This window comes from Wigglesworthia glossinidia endosymbiont of Glossina morsitans morsitans (Yale colony) (assembly GCF_000247565.1).
GTDB lineage: Bacteria > Pseudomonadota > Gammaproteobacteria > Enterobacterales > Enterobacteriaceae > Wigglesworthia > Wigglesworthia glossinidia_B.
Map to the genome: position 1 here is coordinate 62,094 of NC_016893.1, position 17,942 is coordinate 80,035.

At 25.7% G+C, this 17,942-nt stretch carries 16 protein-coding genes; 5 read left to right on the forward strand and 11 right to left on the reverse strand.

The features are described 5' to 3' along the window. Positions 1–7 precede the first annotated feature (7 nt). The 4 genes from fliI to fliF are packed head-to-tail and all read right to left on the reverse strand — an operon-like array spanning position 8 to position 4,697. Positions 8–1,369: a flagellar protein export ATPase FliI gene (fliI, locus tag WIGMOR_RS00310; RefSeq protein ID WP_014353860.1), complete on the reverse strand. Its 1,362-nt coding sequence runs from the start codon at positions 1,367–1,369 to the stop codon at positions 8–10. Next, entirely contained in the window at positions 1,366–2,037 is a 672-nt protein-coding gene (locus WIGMOR_RS00315) for a flagellar assembly protein FliH (protein ID WP_236607848.1), read from the reverse strand. Before WIGMOR_RS00315 ends, fliI begins: the two co-directional genes overlap by 4 nt. Next, positions 2,030–3,016 carry a flagellar motor switch protein FliG gene (gene fliG, locus WIGMOR_RS00320; protein ID WP_014353862.1) on the reverse strand — a complete coding sequence of 329 codons (987 nt, stop codon included), beginning with the start codon at positions 3,014–3,016 and terminating at the stop codon, positions 2,030–2,032. Before fliG ends, WIGMOR_RS00315 begins: the two co-directional genes overlap by 8 nt. Then, the gene (gene fliF / locus WIGMOR_RS00325) at positions 3,003–4,697 is read right to left on the reverse strand and encodes a flagellar basal-body MS-ring/collar protein FliF (RefSeq protein WP_014353863.1); all 1,695 of its coding nucleotides are present in this window, start codon (positions 4,695–4,697) and stop codon (positions 3,003–3,005) included. Before fliF ends, fliG begins: the two co-directional genes overlap by 14 nt. Positions 4,698–4,964: 267 nt before the next feature. On the opposite strand from fliF, the gene fliE reads away from it, so the two are divergent. Further along, complete coding sequence (gene fliE, locus WIGMOR_RS00330) at positions 4,965–5,285, forward strand: flagellar hook-basal body complex protein FliE (RefSeq protein WP_014353864.1); 321 nt, start codon at positions 4,965–4,967, stop codon at positions 5,283–5,285. 52 nt (positions 5,286–5,337) lie between these two features. On the opposite strand, the gene fliS is transcribed toward fliE, so the two are convergent. Together fliS and fliD are read right to left on the reverse strand one after the other, a co-directional pair. Next, complete coding sequence (gene fliS, locus WIGMOR_RS00335) at positions 5,338–5,730, reverse strand: flagellar export chaperone FliS (RefSeq protein ID WP_014353865.1); 393 nt, start codon at positions 5,728–5,730, stop codon at positions 5,338–5,340. A gap of 28 nt (positions 5,731–5,758) precedes the next feature. After that, on the reverse strand, positions 5,759–7,264 hold the full coding sequence (gene fliD, locus WIGMOR_RS00340; RefSeq protein ID WP_014353866.1) for a flagellar filament capping protein FliD: 1,506 nt from the start codon (positions 7,262–7,264) through the stop codon (positions 5,759–5,761). A gap of 245 nt (positions 7,265–7,509) precedes the next feature. Here fliD and WIGMOR_RS00345 point away from each other — a divergent pair, with 245 nt between their 5' ends. After that, entirely contained in the window at positions 7,510–8,775 is a 1,266-nt protein-coding gene (locus WIGMOR_RS00345; RefSeq protein ID WP_014353867.1) for a FliC/FljB family flagellin, read from the forward strand. Between the two features lie 64 nt (positions 8,776–8,839). Here WIGMOR_RS00345 and trhO read toward each other — a convergent pair whose 3' ends face one another. The 4 genes from trhO to rnhA form a co-directional block, all read right to left on the reverse strand. Further along, positions 8,840–9,757: an oxygen-dependent tRNA uridine(34) hydroxylase TrhO gene (gene trhO / locus WIGMOR_RS00350; RefSeq protein ID WP_014353868.1), complete on the reverse strand. Its 918-nt coding sequence runs from the start codon at positions 9,755–9,757 to the stop codon at positions 8,840–8,842. Between the two features lie 114 nt (positions 9,758–9,871). Then, complete coding sequence (gene mdoH / locus WIGMOR_RS00355) at positions 9,872–12,376, reverse strand: glucans biosynthesis glucosyltransferase MdoH (protein ID WP_014353869.1); 2,505 nt, start codon at positions 12,374–12,376, stop codon at positions 9,872–9,874. A 485-nt stretch (positions 12,377–12,861) separates the two neighbouring features. Beyond that, entirely contained in the window at positions 12,862–13,611 is a 750-nt protein-coding gene (gene gloB / locus WIGMOR_RS00360) for a hydroxyacylglutathione hydrolase (RefSeq protein ID WP_014353870.1), read from the reverse strand. Between the two features lie 319 nt (positions 13,612–13,930). Continuing rightward, positions 13,931–14,395, reverse strand: coding sequence for a ribonuclease HI (gene rnhA, locus WIGMOR_RS00365; RefSeq protein WP_014353871.1), 465 nt, complete (start codon positions 14,393–14,395; stop codon positions 13,931–13,933). A gap of 44 nt (positions 14,396–14,439) precedes the next feature. On the opposite strand from rnhA, the gene dnaQ reads away from it, so the two are divergent. After that, on the forward strand, positions 14,440–15,186 hold the full coding sequence (dnaQ, locus tag WIGMOR_RS00370) for a DNA polymerase III subunit epsilon (protein ID WP_014353872.1): 747 nt from the start codon (positions 14,440–14,442) through the stop codon (positions 15,184–15,186). 37 nt (positions 15,187–15,223) lie between these two features. Here dnaQ and rsmD read toward each other — a convergent pair whose 3' ends face one another. Further along, on the reverse strand, positions 15,224–15,799 hold the full coding sequence (gene rsmD, locus WIGMOR_RS00375; RefSeq protein ID WP_014353873.1) for a 16S rRNA (guanine(966)-N(2))-methyltransferase RsmD: 576 nt from the start codon (positions 15,797–15,799) through the stop codon (positions 15,224–15,226). Between the two features lie 170 nt (positions 15,800–15,969). On the opposite strand from rsmD, the gene ftsY reads away from it, so the two are divergent. Continuing rightward, positions 15,970–16,938, forward strand: coding sequence for a signal recognition particle-docking protein FtsY (gene ftsY / locus WIGMOR_RS00380; protein ID WP_014353874.1), 969 nt, complete (start codon positions 15,970–15,972; stop codon positions 16,936–16,938). 151 nt (positions 16,939–17,089) lie between these two features. Next, on the forward strand, positions 17,090–17,935 hold the full coding sequence (gene rpoH, locus WIGMOR_RS00385) for an RNA polymerase sigma factor RpoH (RefSeq protein ID WP_014353875.1): 846 nt from the start codon (positions 17,090–17,092) through the stop codon (positions 17,933–17,935). The last annotated feature ends 7 nt before the right edge of the window (positions 17,936–17,942 follow it).

Below are 17,942 nucleotides of genomic sequence, written 5' to 3' on the forward strand. Positions count from 1 at the left end.
TCGTGTTTTAAGAAAATAATTTTTTTAATTGTTGATAAGATTCTTCATAAGAACATTTATCTTCTATATTTTGTTTTAAATATTGCATTAATTTAGGATAATTTTTTATTGCTTCATCTAATATCGGATCATTACCAGAAGCATATGCACCTACTGATAATAGATCTTTATTTTTTTGATAACTCGATATCCATTGTTTAATTTGTTGTATATGAAAAAAATGTGATTTTTTTACTAAATTTGGCATAGCTCTACTAATAGAAGTTTCAATTTCTATAGATGGATAATGTCCAGACTCTGATAGTTGTCTAGATAGTATGATATGTCCATCTAAAATTGCTCGCGCAGCGTCCGCAATAGGATCTTGTTGATCATCGCCTTCTATTAAAACAGTATAAAAAGCTGTAATAGAGCCGTGATTTTGTGTACCATTCCCAGTTTTTTCTACTAATTCGGACAATTTTGAAAAAACAGAAGGAGGGTATCCTTTAGTTGTAGGCGGTTCTCCGATAGCTAAACCTATTTCTCTTTGTGCCATTGCATAGCGAGTTAAAGAGTCCATAATTAATAAAACATGTTTGCCTTGATCTCTAAAATCTTCTGCAATTCGAGTAGCATATACTGCACCTTGTATTCTTAACATCGGCGCAATATCAGCTGGAGCTGCAATTACTACAGATCTAGAAATTCCGTCTTTTTGTAAAATATTTTCAATAAAATCTTTAACTTCACGGCCTCTTTCTCCAATTAATGCAACTACTATAATATCTGCTTCGGTATATCTAGCCATCATGCCAAGTAACATGCTTTTTCCTACACCAGATCCAGCAAATAATCCCATTCTTTGGCCTCTTCCTACAGTTATCAATCCATTAATAGCTCTAACTCCGACATCTAAAATTTTTGTAATTGGATCACGTAATAAAGGATTAATGGGATTAGTATACAAAGATTCTTTTCTTAATACTTTTGGTACTGGCATACGATCTAAGAATTGTCCAGAACTATTTAACACTCTACCTAATAGTTCTGTACCTAATGGCAGTAATCTTGTAGAAATTTTTCCATTAATTAATTCTGGAGAATATACTTTAGCTCCCGGAAAGATTCCATCTACATTTTCTAAAGGAATTACAAACAAGTTTTTTTCTTTAAATCCTACTACTTCGCATTCTACTTGGATGACGGATTTTTCAACATACTTTTCAATAATGCACGTTGATCCGATAGGAAGCTGCAAACCAGTTACTTCCATAATAATACCGGTTGCACGAACTAATTTGCCATATTGATAGTAATCAGGTAAATTAGAAATCAAACTTTCTTGATTGCTAATTTTATCAATCCATTTTTTTAATTGTAGTGTCATTGAATATTATCTTTTTTTAGTATTTGACAAATATGATTCCATTTTGATTCCAATGTTGCATCAATTTCTCCATCTTCAGTAAGAATGCGGAATCCGCCGCGTAACAATTGACCGTCTCCTAAAAGACGCCATCCTTGATTTTTAAAAGTTTCTCCAAAATACTCTTTTAATACATTTAAATCATCCGGATGAACATATAATCGTAAATCGTCTCCTAAAAAATTTTTTTCATGTAACAATTTTCGAATTTCTTTTAAAAGTACTTTAGTATCACATATAGGTGATTTTTTTATTATTTTTTCTGATATTTGTAATGCAATTTGTATTATACGTGATGGTATTATAGCTTCTAGTCCTGATATACTAGATTTTAATTCTTTAATTAATTGTTCTATTTGAAATATTTTTTCTTTTTTTTTGATATTAAATTGATCTAATCCTTGTTTTAAACCTTCTTTTAATCCTTGAAGATATCCGGATTCTTTGCCTGATTTATATCCGGATTCGAACCCTTTTTTTTGTGCAGTAGTAATTTTTTTTTTTGTTAGTTCTTCGACGTTTTCCTTGTTATGTAATATATTTTTTGAATTTTTTTCTTTATCTTGAGAACTGGAGAAATCTCTTACTAGCCACGTGGTCCAATCAGATTTTTTATAATTTTCAGACATAACTTTCTCCATCTTGGTTCAATGTTATTTCATCTGCATCTGATAAACGTCTAACTATATCTAATATTTTTTTTCTTTCAATTTCTACTTTAGATAATTTAATTGGTTTACTCAAGTTCAAATCTTCTCTTAAAATTTCTGCTTGACGTTTAGACATATTATTCAGTACTTTTTCTACTAATTCTGTTTTGCAACCTTTTAAAGCAACAATAAGAGAATCGTTTTCTACTTCTCTTAATACACGCTGTAAGCTTTGATCATCTAAATTTTGTAAATCATCAAAAATAAACATTTTTTTAATTATTTTTTCTGTAAGTTTTTGATCTATTTCTTTCATGAGTTGGATTGTTTTATCTTGATCAGATTGCATGTAATTTAAAATTTCTGCTGCAGGCTTAATGCCTCCTTGAGCATTAGAATATGATTTATAACTTTGAATTAAATCATTTAAAATAAGAGTGAGTTCTTTGATTGCAAAAGACGTTAACTTAGATAAATTTGCAATTTTTATTAAAATATCTCGACGTAAATCATCATCAAATTTTGATAAAATATCAGCTGCTATATTTCTTTTTAATAGAGATAATGTCACTGTAATTATTTGAGGATGTTCATCTTTAATAAAAGAAAAAATTGTTTCTGAATTCATAGTGTTTAAAGTATCAATTCCTTTACAAAGCTGATCATTTTTAACATTAAATTCTTCTAACAATAAAAGCGCTTGTTCTTCTCCTAAAGCACTACTTAATGTTGTTTTTAAATAATCATAACATTCTTTTTCTGGACTGATTAATGTACGAGCATCATTATGAAATTCATCTAAAACAGATTTTAAATCTGATCTAGAATAAATACCTAAATTTGCCATATTTTTACTAATTACTTCTATTTCTTGGCGATTTAAATATTTAAATACCGATGATGCTCTTTTTTCTCCGAGAGTTAACATAATAATTGCGCTATTTTTATTTAAATTCATAGTTTTTGTGTTCTTTTTTAATCCATTGACTTAAAATTTTTGCTACTAATTTTGGTTGTTTTTCAGCAATTTCTTTTAGTTCTTTAATATTATTTTCTATTAAATTATTATTATTTTCTATATTTTTTTGATTTTTTATTTGCATTTTTTCTTCTTCTGAAGGGATATTATCTTTTTGTTGCAAATTTATTTTTTTCATCATATTTTGTTGATTTTCTTGTTGCTGTTTCCACATTTTCATAAATTTATTCCAAGCAAACCAGATTGCAATAAAAGATATTATATACTTAAAAATACTGAAAATAATATTTTGTAAACGCGGATTTTCCCAAAAATAAAGACGTGATAATTCGTTTTGATTATCGACGAAATTCATATTTACAATATTTACTGTATCTCCTCTATTTTCTGAATACCCCATGGCTTCTCGTACTAAAGCGTATATATCTTGCATCTCTTGTGCATTTAACTTTATTTGATTACCATCAAGGTTAGTTCGATTATTTATCAACACAGCAACAGATAACTTTTTTAAAGTTCCAGAAGAAAATTGATTATGAGTAATTTTACGATCTATTTCGTAATTAATTGTTTTTTCATTTTGAATACTACTTGATCTTTCAGAATTGTTAGATGAATTTTCAGAAAGTGATTTTGAGTCAGTTTTATTATTTTCATATTCAGAATCTTCGATCATAGCAGATGATGGTTGTGATGGTTGGTTGCTTAATGCTCCTGGGATTCCTTCTGGAATGTTTCCAAAATTTTTATTTTCTGTAATTTGTTGACTTCGAATAGTCATGTCTTTAGGATCAGTATTTGGTTTATGCTGTTCTAAAGTTTGTTCGATTTTAGTAAAATCTATTTGAGCAGTGACTTCTGCGCGGATGTTATTGATTCCTACTATTGGAGTCAAAATAGCTTCAATTCTTCTGCGATATTCTGATTCAATTTCTCGAATATATTGTAATTGTACTACGTTACTGCTGATTTCTTTATTTTCCGGTCGAGTAAGTAACTTTCCGTGATTATCAACTAAAATAATATTATTTGCTGGTAAATTAGGAACAGTACCTGAAACTAACCATGTGATTGCTTGAATTTGATTATCATCGAGCATTCTTCCTGGATATAATGTAAGCGTAATGGAAGCTTTTGCTGATTGTTTATCTTTTACAAAAACAGAATTTTTTGGAATAGCTATATGAACACGTGCATATTGAATAGAATTAATTGTTTCTATTGTGCGTGCAATTTCTCCTTCTAATGCTCTTTGATAATTAATTTGTTCATTAAATTGGCTCATTCCAAATTTAGAATCATCTAAAATTTCAAATCCTACTGAACCTCTTTTCGGCAAATTTTTTTGAGCAAGCATTAACCTAGTTTTATATACTTGGTCTGCAGGAATCATAATAGCTCCGTTTCCATATGAAAATTTGTATGGAATATTTGCGGAAGATAATTCTGCTATAATTTCTCCTCCATCTTGATCGCTAATATTACTATATAATACTTGATAATCTGGAGATTGTATCCATATGACTAGTGCTGCGATTAAAGTAATTCCGAAAATTCCAGAAATTAAAAGAAAGTATTTTGGATTATTAAAAATTTTTTTAAAAAAATCAGTGAAATATTCAGTCGATTTGTTTTTTATATCTGTAGCCAAAACATTCATTTAATTTCCCTAAAATGCAATTTATTTAATTCAATATTTTTTTTCTAAAATTTATTGTAATTTAAATTTTGTGTTATTTTTGCTTAATAATTAACAGTTTCACATATAAAAAATCTATTGATAGGAAAATAAAGCAGTTCTTTCAACCTTAATTTTTTGGATTTGAATATTATTATTTAAGTTATTATTAAACACTAAAGCAACATATATTTAAAATTTTATTGAAATATAAAATAACTAAATTTTAATGAAAAGGTAATTATTTAGATGAAAATAGATTTTGATGAAAATCCAATAATAAACAAAATGAACGCAATAAAATTTGATTTGAATCCAAAGATAAATATAAGCAAAATTTCTCAGGATTCAGAATTCCTAAACATTTTCAGAGAAAGTATAAAAAAAATTAATACTTTAGAAGTACAATCGGAAGATATATCAAAAAAATTTGAACTAGGATATCAAAATGTTGGCATTAATGACGTTATGCTTGAAATGCAAAAAGCCGCAATAGCTTTAAATTTTGGAATTCAAGTCACTAACAAATTAGTCGGAGCTTATCAGGAAATTATGAACATGAACATATAAACTATATTTTAATTGTGAGTAAAATTTTTAATTTTTTTAAAACACTAATTTTTTATTTAATTAACTTCCAAGCAGAAGATACTTTTCTCAATAAATCGTTTACATGCTTTATTTTTTTAACATCATTATTTAAATTTGCCTCTAGTAAGACACGAATACAATATATATATAAAGACTTTAAGTTTTGAGCAAGCATAAAATTTTCGTCATTATGCAGCGCAGGTATAAGAACAGATTCGATCATAGAAATAGAATATGATATCGATTCTCCCTTCATAGAAATTTGATTGTTTTTTATTAAAAAAATTGATTTTCTAAGTTCCGAATGTAATATATCGAAAACAATATCAATTAGCTCTTTAGGATTAGCGTTTAGGATCTTGTCCTTTAAAGAAAAAAGATTCGATTTTTTATACATATTAATAGCATGTTTGTTTTGATACATATCATACTCCGTTCAGATATCAAATACTTTACGTTTTATGAGAAGACAAAATTATATCGATTTGTTTACTAATAGCATCAGTTTTAGTTAAAAATACATCTAATTTTTGAAATTGTAATTGGTATAAATTAATTCTATTACGAATCATAGTTTCAGTACGATTGATATTTTTAATTACTGCTTTATTTTTCAATTTTAAATCTTGAAGTTCAGATTCGATAATTCCTGATTTGTTTAACTTTGTATTGTTAATATATTCTTGAATTAATTGAGATATATTTGAAATAAATCCTATTTGATTTTTTTTCCCAAGAAAAAAATCTTGCATATTTAACCAGTTCTTTTCAGTATTAGAATTTAATTTTTCTTGATTTAAAATTAATTTTCCAGATTTCTGATCTATTGCTATTCCTACATCTATCAATGATGTAATATTAGTTTGTTTATAGTCACAATAATTTATTCTTGTACATTGTCTTAATTTGGAAATTAAATTTGTTAACAAGCTATTTCCAAACAAAATAGAACTTTGCGTCATATGATCTTTAGATTGCTTATTTAGATAAGAATTATGACTGTTTTCAAGTTTCAACTTCCTAAATTCTGATGTTTGATCTATAAATGTATTAAAGCAGGTAACAAATTCTTTTATATTTTTCAATACAAAATTTTTATCTTTAAAAAATCTTACAGTTTCTTTTTCGAAAAATTTTTTGGATTCATCTTTTTTTGATGTTTTAATTAAATTGAATGTAACATTTTTTAGAGCATCTGTAATAATATTGCTTTCGCGATAGTATTTAATTCCATCTACTTCTAGAATAGAACATTGTGCTTTTTGATTCTCTCGCATTTGTGTATAAGTTGTTTCGTTTTGATTTTTTTCTAGATTTTCTACATTTTTGTTAGGAAAACGTAAAATTTGATCTAGTTTATCATCTCCGTCAACATTAATTGCAAGTTGTCCATTTGTACCTAATATATCTGAACTTATTAACAAACAGTTTTCGTTAAAGTTAATTTTTTTAATTTCAGAATGAATATTTAAGTTGGATTTATTTATTGCTTTGGATATATTTTCTAAAGTTGTATTATTTCGATTAAGTTTTATCCGAACTTTTTTATTAGTTTGATTTTGTTTGTTTCCCTGAACGATATTTAAATAACGTATATTTTCTGAATTTCCTAAGATCGTGTTTTTCTTTTGTTTTAAAAATAAGGATAATGTGTGATTTTTTGCTAGTTGCACGACACTTACTTCATGTGAGCTTTCGGATTGACCGCCAGATGTAGAAAAACATTCATTTTTACTGCTTTGAAAGGAAGAAAAAGATCTTGAATTAATAGTAGAAGATTTCTGCAGAATATTTTGTAATGAATAACAAATTTTTCCCCATGCACTTATTTTATTTTTTATTATTTCTTTCTCATTTTGTAAAGGTTTTAATTTCAAGTTTTCAATTTCTATTAACCTTTGCATAAGTTCAGACGTAGCACCTTTAGATCCAATACCTAACATGGATATGTTTGTCATTTAAATCCTCTGATATTTTTTCTTTTTAAAAGAAATATATCGGTGAATTTTAAAAAAAGTTTATTTTGACATATAAATATAAAAGCTCTAGGCATATAAAAAAATGCGAAAATCTCATTAGTAACACAAAATTTAAACTTGTAAATTACTATATTTTTTAAAGCTTTGTTAATCCGAGCCGATATCTTTTATCGTGTTCTTAAATATATTCAACAGAACTTCGCATAAAACGAGGGAAACCGTATATGTCTCATGTAATTAATACTAACATGCTATCTATAACTGCTCAAAATAATTTAAACAAGTCTCAGACATCTCTTAACACGGCAATTCAAAGACTTTCTTCCGGTTTAAGAATTAATAGCTCCAAAGATGATGCTGCCGGGCAAGCTATTAGCAATAGATTTACTTCGCTTATTAATGGTCTCGGTCAAGCAGCAAGAAATGCAAATGACGGTATTGCAGTTGCTCAAACTGCAGAGGGAGCTATTAACGAAATTAATGAAAACATGCATGCTATTCGACGTTTGACTGTACAAATTAAGTCTACTGCATCAGTTTCTAAAGCAGATAAAAAATCAATTCAAGACGAAATAAAGAAACGTCTTAGCGAAATTGATCGCTTAGCGGAACAAACAGAATTTAATGGAATGAAAATTCTTAGTCAAAATCAACGACTTAGCGTTCAAATTGGAGCAAATGACGGACAAGTAGTTAACATCGATCTATTTAAATTGGATACAGAATCTCTGCACGTTAAAGATTTTAATGTAAATTCAGATGCTCTGTACGCTTCTGACATAGACGAAAATGCTGTTACAAGTGCTAAGATAGGAATAGAAGCAAAAAAAATATTAGATTCTAGCACTCCAGAAAGTAAAAAGAACATTAAACGCCAATTATATGAATCAGGCGGCGAATATTTCTTTAAACAAATTGACGGCAATGAATACTATAAAGTAGAAATATCAAATACGGGAGTAGCACAGTACAACTCATCTTCCCCAGCCGAATTAACTGAAATACCTAAGTCAGTAAAAACAGCTCAAATAACAGTAGAAATTGATCCAAAAACGCTTGCAGTAGGAGAAACATTAAAATCTTATATGAAAGATGGTATTCAACAGTATCTTATACACAAACAAGAAGGAGATAAAGAAATCTATCACGAAGCTATTATTAATTACGAAGGAAAAGTAAAATCAGGTTCCGAACTAGATTTCGAAACACTTTTAACCATGGACCCATTAAAAGAAATAGATGATGCTATCGCAAAAATAGACGATATACGAGGATCTTTAGGAGCAACTCAAAATCGATTAGGTTCCGTAATTAATAGTTTAAGTACTACAATAGCAAATTTGACACAGTCAAGATCAAATATTTTAGATGCAGATTTTGCCACAGAAGTATCTAACATGAATCGCGCTAACATTCTACAACAAGCAGGTACAGCAGTTTTAGCACAAGCTAATGCGGTTCCTCAAAATATTTTAGCTCTATTAAGATAGAGAAATAAAACAAATATATGGTCCTATATATTTCGGGGCCATATATTTTCAGAAAATAAATAAATCAAAAAAACTCATTATTATAACAATACGAAGAACAAAATTCTTTAAACTTTTCGTTGCAAATTTTACACTGAAGAAAAAGTACATTACATTTTTTTCTTGCGCAATTTTTATGTAAATAAGATTGATTAATTTTACACTGATGACAATAAGATACTATATTTATATTAGTATTTTCAAACAGACGTGCATCAAATACAAACATTTTACCTAAAAATTTTACAGCATATTTTTTTTTTCTCATATAATTAATATAATTTATAATACCGCCTTTTAAAAAAAATACATGTTCGAAATTATTTTGTATTAACCATGCGCTCGCTTTTTCGCATCTAATACCTCCTGTACAATATAAAACAATCTTTTTATGCTGATAATTTTTGAGCGCCCTAGTCATGTTTGTTAATTGGTTTCTAAAAGTTTGTGCAGGCACATGTATTGAATTTTCAAAATGTCCTATTTCATATTCATAATTATTTCTTACATCTACAATTAAGCAATTTTTGCTATTAGACATAGTGTTAAATTGTTTCACTGATATACATTTGCCTAATTTTTCTACATTAAATTTAAAATTTTTAATACCATCATTTACAATATGAGGTCTAACTTTTACTTGTAATTTATAAAAAGATATTGAATGATCGTCAGTCGAAAAATTAAATTTTACATTTTTAAAAATTGGATTTAATTCATATAAAAAATTTTTTAATATATATATATATTTTTTATATATATAAATCTGCGCGTTAATGCCTTCTTGAGCAATATAAATTCTTCCCAAGATTTTTAACTCTTTTAATTTATTCAGTAATATTAATTGTAATTTTTTTGGATTTTGAATGTGGAAATATCGGTAAAAAGATATTGTTTTCTTTTCTTTAAAAGTTAAACTAGATTTTATATTAATGTTTTTCATAAAGATTTAAACAATTAAAATTTTTATATAAAAAATTGTATTTCAAAATTATAAATCAAGCATAAATTTATTTCAAATTACATAAAAATTAAATTTTCGATAAAATTAATGTAATTATTTTGATTTAAGTAAATTTTTTTTGGATTGTAACCAAATTAAAAAATGTAACTTACTTAAAATTACAGGATCATTCAATATAAATAAGCGTTCAAAAATATCGAGATTTTTAATTCCTTTTAAAAAAATAATATTTAAATACTTTTGTCTGTTGATTTCAATTAATTCAGAATGATTGTGTCGTGAATTTGCAAATGTTATAGCAAGTGCATTATACGCAGGATGTATAATAGCTTGAAAAAAACCATTTTTTAATAATCTTGATTGATTAATTTTAAAATATTTTTTAGTATTCACTAGTTCTTTTGGTGGTAAATATTCTTCAGGAATTAGAAATAAATTCAATTTTTTTAAAAATAAACCTATAGTCGAATAACTTGAATAAACAGAAATTAATGGCGACATAATCAACGCACTAAGAATAGGAATGAACCAAAATAAATATTTAAAATTAATATAAAAAATTAATCCTAAGGTCCAAAAAATTCCAATTAATACTTGCGATAAATGATGCTTGAAAGCATCACGCCAACTCGTGATTTCGTTGTTACGTTTTGGCGATTTCCACGTTATTGGACGTCCAATACATGCACTAAAAATAAAAAATGTATGACATACCATTTTAATCGGAGTAAAAAACATAGAAAATATTATTTCTAATAATATTGATAATATAAAACATTTAGCACCTCCAAATGGTTTTGAATTTTTGGAAATTATTAACGTTATACTAAATAACTTTGGTAAAAATAACAAAAATAAAGTTACAAAAAATAGTTCTGTAGCTATTTTTAAATACCAATAAGGAAAAAAATGAAAATAAGAGTTTATTGCAGAAATATATTGAAATTTAATATTATATATTATTTGTAATATTGTAGATAAAATTAAAAATGCAAACCAAAGCGGCGCTGATAAATACGACATCACTCCAGTTAAAAATACTATTCTATGCACTGGATGCAATCCTCTAACTAGAAATAATCTAAAATTCATTAAATTTCCGTAACACCATCTGCGATCTCGTTTTAATTCATCTAATAAGTTAGGTGGTGGCTCTTCATAACTCCCAGGTATATCATATGCAATCCATACTCCCCACCCGGCACGACGCATTAGAGCGGCTTCAACAAAATCATGTGATAAAATTGATCCAGACAAAATTCCGCTTCCAGGAAGGGGGGCGAGAATACAATTTTTCATAAATGGTTGAATTCGAATAATAGCGTTATGTCCCCAATAATGTGATTCTCCTAATTGCCAAAAATGCATTCCAGCTGTAAATAAAGGAGTATATACTTGTGTTGCAAACTGATGATAACGTGCGTATAAAGTATTCATGCCTGAAGTTTTTGGAATACTTTGGATAATTCCTGCTTTAGGATTTGATTCCATTAATTTGACAAGATGAATAAGACAATTTCCGCTCATGACACTATCTGCATCTAAAATAACCATATATGAGTATTTTTTACCCCATCTGCGGCAAAAATCATCAATATTTCCACTTTTTTGTTTTATACGTCTATGACGACGTCGGTAAAAAATATTATTAAATCCCTTGGTTTCTTCACATAATTCTATCCAAGACTTTTGTTCTGAAACACAAATATCTGGATTGTAACTATCGCTTAATATATATATATCAAAAAATTTAATTTTTCCAGTAGCTATAATAGATTCATAAGTAGCTTTTAAACCTGCAAATACACGTTCAACATTTTCATTACAAATCGGCATTAAAATCGCAGTTCGGTGGTGATGATTTAATTTTTTTTTAATATGATTGTTAGAAATATTAAATTTATCATTTTTTACACTTAATTGAATAAATCCCATAAATGCAGTCCAAAAACTAGCTGAAACCCAAAAAAATAAAACAAAAAATAGTAATAATATTGTAGTATGTAATGTATATAAGATAATTTTTTCAGAATATTTTAAAAAACTATAATTGAAGTTATGAATTAAATTTATACAAGATAAATTTTGGTGTAATAAAATACTATTTAACTTGTATGATGCTATCGTAGTTTGTATTAAAATTAAAAGTAAAAATATATATCTTCTTGCAATACCTACAATTCTCCATTTTTCTAAATTACACTTTTTTTTATTCTTAAAAATAAATTGAAAAATTTTTTTTTTATTAAAAAGTTGTTTAAAAATTAATATGTAAGAATTAATTATCCATGGTGTTGGAGCAATACTAGAACGATTTACTTTAGGTGTAGATCGGATTAATGGACGATTATTGGAATCTTTTATCATTATTTTTGGAAAATTTATAATTTTTGGCCAAGCTAATTTAAGACGTTTTTTTACAGATGACATCGTGATATCTTTCCAACAAAACATATTATATTTTTTATTTTTATTTTCGATTAAAGCACGATGTATGTAAAATAATCGTTTATAAGTGTATTTGTATATCTTGTGAGTTAAAATATCAATTTTTTTATTTGAACACTTTAAAAGTTTTATATAACTTGTATTAAGCAAAGTAAAATCTCGTCTAATTATTTTAGTTTAAAATTAATATAAATTAAAATTTCAATTTTTATATGTATTAAAATTTAAAATAATTTTTAATTATTCATAATGATAAATTTTTGATCTTTATAAGATATCTTTGAAAAATTTTATAAATTCATTTGAAAAAATTAAATATATTAAATATAATTGATTTATATCAAATATATAAATTTATTGAAACATATCATAGTTCATTATATAATAATAAATATAGTAATTTTACTACAATTTAGTTTATTAATTTTAAAAGGCAGAAGATCTTTAATATGAAATTTACTTATATTTAAATATTTTAAAAATTTTTTCAGAATTATTTTATTTTCATTTTGAAAACTAAAAATTTATTTTTGATTGAAGCATATTTATTAGTTTAATAAAATAAATCAAGTATATATTTTATACATAAAAAAATTGATTATATACTTTTTTAATCGTTATTTCATGTAAATATTTCAAAAATTATTTTTCATTTCTCTAAGAGTTTTAAAAATATACCATTCTTCTTCTAGTAATAAAGATTTTAGCTTGCCTTGAAAATTGAAATTGTAAGGATTTAAAAAGATGTTAATTTGACGTTCTAAATATAATATAGACGGCACAGTGGGTTTTTTATGCAAACGTAGCATTTCGACATGTTTTTTATAAAGTAGCAATGCAGCATTTTCAGGTAATATACTAAGCGCAAAATTCAAATTTTGCAAAGTATATTCGTGTCCTGCACAAATTAGTGTATTTGGAGGCATCTTATTTATTTTTTTAATTGATAGATACATATCATAAGCATTTCCTTCAAATAATCTTCCACATCCTGCAGAAAATAAAGTGTCACCAGAAAAAAACCATGGGGTAGTATAAAATCCTATATGACCTAAAGTGTGTCCGGGAAGATTAAATACCTGAAATATTTGATTTAATAAAAATAACTTATCTCCTTCTTTTACTATTTTAGTAGTACCGTTATAGATTGTTTCTTTAGGGCCATATACAGGAATTTGAAAAATATCTTTCAATTTTTGTACGCCATCAACATGATCGTAATGATGATGCGTTAATAATATTGCGATTGGTATAAAATTTTTTTTTACACATAACTTATATACAGAACTATATTCTCCTGGATCAATAATTAAACATTCTTTTTTTTCATTATATAAAATCCAAATATAGTTATCTTTATTTGATTCAATCTTAGTAAGATACATATAGTTTTCCTGGTTGAGTTGAAATTAATAACATTATTTATTTTTAATACTATTTAATGCATAGTAAACTTATAAAATAAATTGTAATTAATTTTTTTTATACAATAAAAAAATTTTTTTTATTTAACATAGAATTATATCATAATTGCGTTATTATATTTTTGATAAAAAATTTATAACGTTCATGAAAAAAATTTTTATTAAAAAAAATTAAAATTTATATTAGTCAATATAAATTTTATTCAATAAAATACGAATAAACTTTGAGCATCTAAAAAATATAATATTAAATATTGAAATTAAAAATATAATATTAATTTTAACATTTTCGATACTTTATATCTACCGTACTAGGATTTTCAGCAGCAAGACGTGCTAATAAATCACACCTGTCATGCTCTGTGTAATTTGTATGTCCTTTAATCCAATTCCAGTGAACAAGATGTTTTTTTATAAGCGAATCAAGTTGTTTCCATAAATCAATATTTTTTACAGGTTTATTTCTTTTTGTTTTCCAATCATTTTGTTTCCAAAATTGGATCCATTTTGTAATTCCATATCTTAAATAGTTACTGTCTGTATTCAAAGTAATATTATAAATATCTTCTAATGATTCTAAAGCTATGATAGCTGCTAATAATTCCATTCTGTTATTAGTCGTAAAATAATATCCATTACTAATTTCTTTATATAATCCATCACCAAATATTAAAATACCATATCCTCCTGGTCCAGGATTCCCTAAACATGATCCATCTGTAAATATTTTAATTTTCTTTTTCATTGTAATGTATTAATATCTTAAAAACATTTAATTATTTTTAATATATGCAAACTCAAATTGATAGACAAATTGTTTTAGATACTGAAACAACTGGAATCAATAAATATGGACCACATTATTATAATCATAAAATAATTGAGATTGGAGCAATAGAAATTATTAATCGTAGATTCACCAATCAATGTTTTCATACATATTTAAAACCCAATCGTCCCGTAGATATTTCTGCTTTTAAAATACATGGTATTAGTGATGAATTCTTATTTGATAAACCTATTTTTTCTAATATAGCTTTAGATTTTATTAATTTTATCAAAGGGTCGGAGTTAATAATTCATAATGCTAATTTTGATGTAGGATTTATAAATTACGAACTTAAATTAATGCAAAATAATCTTCAAAATATTGCAGAAATTTGCACTGTTACAGATACATTAAAATTAGCAAGAAAAATATTCCCCGGAAAACGTAACAATCTGGATGCATTATCCGAGAGATATGGTGTAAATACTGCAAAAAGAACTATGCATGGAGCATTATTAGATGCTGAAATCCTTTCTCATGTATATCTGTCAATGACAGGAGGGCAAATTTGCATAAATTTTTCAAAAAAAATGAATGCTAATATTTTACGAAAAAATTATAAATTTTTTGATAAAAATCATCATAAAAAAACAATAAAAACAAGCACTCCGATAATTTATGCAAATGCAGAAGAAATACATGCACATAAAAAATATATTCAAATGATAAAAAATACAAATAATTTTTGTTTATGGGATGAAAAATAAAAATTTTCACGAAACTTATAAATACATTAATTTAAGATCAAAGATCTCTACTATATAGATAGTAAGAAGTACGTTTAGTAGTTTTTTTTCTATATATCTTCCAACTTTTTGGAACTATAGGATCTGAATTTGATCGATCTATTTCAATGTAAATCCACGATTTTTGCTTTAAAAAATAATTTTTTTCTAAAAAATAAACTACATAATTAACTAAATTAATATTTAAATATGGAGGATCAATAAAAACTATATCAAAAGAAAATCGTGGTTTTTTTAACCAAATTAAAATATTCGTCGTGATAACACGAAAATTTTTTGCATGTAAATCATTTAATTTTTTCATTAATCTTAGATTAAGATATAAATTTTTTTCTATAAAAAAAACAAATTTGGCATATCTTGACAACGCTTCACTACCCAATATACCGGTACCAGAAAAACAATCTAAACATAAAGATCCTTGAACAACAGGAGCAAGCCAATTAAACAATGTTTCTCGAATCGAACTTAAAGTAGGACGCAAATCAGTAATAAATGGTACTAAAAATTTTGTATTTTTCCATTTTCCTCCAATAATACGAATTTTATGTTTATTTAAATTTTTTATGTTCATTTTTATGATTATAATTATTTATTTAATTATGATTTTAAATATTTATTTAAAAATAGATTATTGATTTAAACTTAATTAAAAATTTAATTAAATGATTAAAATTAACTAATTTTTTAATGGTATAATATATTAATTAATATTTTTTAGTAAACTATCACATAACAAAAAGAATGAAAAATACAAATATAGAAAAAAAATCTAATTTTTTGAAACAATTTAATACTAAAATTTTTGCCAATATAAAATCAAGCTTAATTAACAGCCAAAAATATTTTGGCAAAAAATTGTCTAACATTTTTCAATCTAAACAAATAAATGAAACATTATTTAATGAAATTGAAACACATTTGTTAAGTTCTGATTTAGGAGTACAAACTACAAAAAAAATTCTTGATAGTTTAATAATCGAAAATAAAAAAAAAAATATTGTATGTTCTAATGAATTATATATTTTACTTAAAAAAGAAATTTTGAATATTCTAATTAAAGTGCAAAAACCAATTACTTTTAACAAAAAAATGCCATTTATTATTTTAATGGTAGGCGTAAATGGTGTAGGAAAAACTACTACTATTGTAAAAATGGCATATAAATACAAGTCAGAAGGAAAAAAAGTAGTAATAGTAGCAGGAGATACATTTCGTGCTGGAGCCATAGAACAAATAAAAATATTAGGAGATAAATACGATATTCCAGTAATTTATGATTATTATAAATCTGATGCGGCTTCAATAATATTTATGGCAATTAATTATGCCAAAAAAAATAAAATTCAAATTTTAATTATAGATACTGCAGGAAGATTACATAATAAAATTAATTTAATGAAAGAACTTAAAAAAATAGTACAAGTTATTAAAAAATTAGATTTTACAGCTCCGCATGAAACTATGATCGCTATTGATGCACATACCGGTCAAAATACTATAAATCAGGTAAAAATTTTTAACAACATTATCGATATTAGCGGAATTACATTAACAAAATTAGACGGTACTGCAAAAGGTGGAGCAATTATTGGATTAGCGAATGAATTTCATATTCCTATTCGTTATATTGGATATGGCAAACATGTTCAAGATTTATACCAATTTCAATCTAGTACATTTGTAGAAGCATTATTTTCTCAAAAAAAATAAAATTTTTGTTACTTATAATTGAAGGTATTATACATAACAATTAATTTAAAAAAAGTTAATTTAAATTTTTTAAAATTATTAATTTTTAACAAATTTATTGTAATAAATTTAATAAATATATAATATATTTTACTATATTTTGAGGAAATATATGAAAAATATAAACACTTTAACATGTGTTACACAAAGTAGCTTAGAAGCATATATTAAAACTGCCAACTCTTATTCTATGTTAAGTATAGAAGAAGAAAAATTTTTAACTAAACGACTGCACTATAATAGAGATTTATTAGCAGCAAAAAAATTAATATTATCTCATTTAAGATTTGTAATTCATATTGCACGAAATTATTCTGGATATGGATTACCTCAAGCTGACTTAATTCAAGAAGGTAATGTCGGATTAATGAAAGCCGTGCGTAGATTTAATCCAGAAATTGGCGTACGATTAGTATCGTTTGCAGTACATTGGATTAAAGCTGAAATTCATGAATATGTTTTAAGAAATTGGAGAATTGTGAAAGTTGCTACTACTAAAGCACAAAGAAAATTGTTTTTTAATTTACGTAAAGCTAAAAAAAAACTTGGATGGTTTAATCAATACGAAGTAGATATGTTAGCTAAAACTCTTGGCGTTACAAGTAAAGATGTGAGGGAAATGGAATCCAGAATGTCTGCACAAGATATGAGATTTGATTTTCATTTAGAAGAAGAAAAAAATAAAAGATGTTCCACGCGTTATTTAAAAGATAAAACTTCAAATTTTGCCAATCTTATTGCAGAAGATAACTGGGATCTTCATGCCACAGATAAATTATGTTCTGCATTATCTCAATTAGATCTCAGAAGTCAAGAAATTATACGTGCTCGTTGGCTTCAGGATGATAATAAAAGCACATTACAGATGTTGGCTAAAAAATATGGTATTTCAGCAGAAAGAGTACGTCAATTAGAACAAAACGCTATGAAAAAAATTCGTTTTTCTGTAGAATCTTAAAAAGCAA